Below are 2,256 nucleotides of genomic sequence, written 5' to 3' on the forward strand. Positions count from 1 at the left end.
GGGCGCAACCTGGTCGCTACCTTGAGGTCGCGAACAGGACACGCCGCCATCGCCTCGATGGCGTTGCGCATCAGGTTGACCAGCACCTGCTGGATCTGCACCCTGTCGACGAGAACCGGCGTCGCGGCGGGATCGACCGCGAAGAAGCTGCGGATGCCGCGCTCGCGTGCACCGACCAGCGCGAGCTCGCTCGCCTCGGCGACAACCTGCGGCAGATCGTGGAGGCTCTTGTCGACCTCGCCGCGGGCGACGAAATCGCGCAGGCGCCGGACGATATGGCCGGCCCGCAGCGTTTCCTGTGCCGCATCATCCATCACCGACCGTAGCGACACGAAGGGTTCGTCGTCCCGCTCGTCGAGCATGTCGCGGATCGTCTCGAGATAGAGCGCGACCGCGGCAAGCGGCTGGTTGAGCTCATGCGCGAGGGTCGAGGCCATCGTGCCCATCGCGCTCAGCCGGGAGACATGGACCAGCTCTGCCTGCAGTTCCTTGAGCCTGAGCTCATCCTGCTCCTTGGCGGTGAGATCCCGGATGAAGCCGGTGAACAACCGCTGCCCGTCTTCACCGGCCTCGCCAACCGACAGCTGCATCGGGAAGGTCGAGCCGTCGCGGCGCTGGCCGACCACGACGCGGCCGAGGCCGATGATCCGGCGCTCGCCGGTCTGGAGATAATGCGCGATATATTCGTCATGCCGGTCGCGATCGGGCTGGGGCATCAGGCAGGAGACGTTGCGGCCGACGAGCTCGGTTTCCGAATAGCCGAACAGGCGTTGGGCGGCCGCGCTGAACGACGTGATGTCGCCGGTCTCGTCGATGATGATCATCGCATCGGGGACGGTCGCCAGGATCGACTGGAGATGCTGCTCGCGGGTCTCGATTGACGCCCGGACCGCCGCCTCGTCGGTGACATCGCGACTGATGCAGGCAAAGCCTCGATGTGCGTCGCCTTCGAACAGGGCGCTGATCGTCAGGCGCGCGAGATATTCCGCGCCGTTCTCGCAGACCCGCCACGCTTCGCGCTCCAGCGTGCCTTCGTGAAGGGCGGCCGCCAGGTCTGCGCACGGGCGGCCGGCCGCAATCTCGTCGGGCGGGTAGAACAGGTCATGGGGCTGTCCCAGGACGCGATCGAGGGGCCAGCATTCGGCACGCTCGCCTTCTTCATTATAGCTCAGCACGATCCCGGCAGGATCGAGCAGCGTCAGGACATGGCCGCCAGCCTGTCGCAGGAACAACGGCGCAAGCCGCACCACCTCCCTGGCAATCTCGTCCGCCCCGCGCCTCGTGTCGACCATCGGCCGGCTCACATACCTGGCCGGGCGCACGTATCCGGGCGTAGCCCGACCGTGCCACTCAGCGCCGCGCGAGTATGGCCTTCATCTCGTCGATTTCCTGCCGCTGCGAGCGCTTGATCGCTTCGCAAAGCCGGATGACTTCCGGATCGCTGAGCTTTGCTTCCTGGCACATCAGGATCGCCCCGGAATGATGCGGGATCATCGAGCGCAGAAAGGCCGTGTCGCCGATCGTGGTCTGGGTGCGGATGAGTGCAAAGCTGCCGAAGAAGGCGACCAGCGACGCGGCGATCAGCGCGATGTTGGCGGCCTTCGACACGAACATGTGTCGCATGGCGAGGATCATCAGCACCACCATCGGTGCGACCATCATCAGCGTCATGTAGAGCATGTTGAGGTTGTTGTAGAAGCTGTCGAGCCCGTCGATCATGACGAACATCACCAGATACATGATGACGCCGCTGATGACGGTCTGAACGGCAAGGCTCCAATAGGCACCCATCTTCCGGGTGTTCATGTGGGACGAATGGTCCATGGCGTATCTCCTTCGCTCGGCGCCGGCCGACCTGGGTATGAGTGTAACGCCCCGCTCTCTTGTTCGCCCCCGCCATCAGCTGTCCCGATCCTAGAACCAGAAGCGGATGCCGGCGACGAAGCTGGTGGCATGGACGTCCTCGCCCGCAAGCCTCGACAGCCGCGCCGTGTCTCCGGCTTTGCGCAGATAGGAAACGCCGATGTAAGGTGCGAACTGGCGGCTGAATTCGTAGCGCAGGCGCGCGCCGAGCTCTATGTTGACCAGCCCCGAACCGATGTCGTTCTCCGGAATATCCTGCGCGGCGAAATTGACCTCGGCGCGCGGCTGCAAGATCAGGCGCTGGGTGATGCGCTGGTCGTAATAGCCCTCGACCCGGCCCAGAACATCGCCCTTGGTCGAGAGGAACAGCGCGCCTTCGACCTCGAACATGCC

Annotated in this window: 3 protein-coding genes; all 3 read right to left on the reverse strand. The window is 64.8% G+C overall.

The window, feature by feature from the left end; genetic code table 11:
• Nucleotides 1-1,292, reverse strand: a 1,292-nt coding sequence (locus tag AX703_RS00710; protein ID WP_062341897.1) for a PAS domain S-box protein, incomplete at its 3' end; no start/stop codon positions are given.
• Between the two features lie 58 nt (nucleotides 1,293-1,350).
• Complete coding sequence (locus tag AX703_RS00715; RefSeq protein WP_015449253.1) at nucleotides 1,351-1,824, reverse strand: DUF305 domain-containing protein; 474 nt, start codon at nucleotides 1,822-1,824, stop codon at nucleotides 1,351-1,353.
• 90 nt (nucleotides 1,825-1,914) lie between these two features.
• On the reverse strand, nucleotides 1,915-2,256 hold a 342-nt coding region (locus AX703_RS00720), incomplete at its 5' end, for a copper resistance protein B (protein ID WP_197423571.1).

Source organism: Novosphingobium sp. CCH12-A3, from assembly GCF_001556015.1.
Taxonomy (GTDB): Bacteria; Pseudomonadota; Alphaproteobacteria; order Sphingomonadales; family Sphingomonadaceae; genus Novosphingobium; species Novosphingobium subterraneum.

Excerpts from the sequence above, each read along its gene's own strand:
- AX703_RS00715 (WP_015449253.1), bottom strand. The coding sequence starts at position 1,824 with ATGGACCATTCGTCCCACATGAACACCCGGAAGATGGGTGCCTATTGG.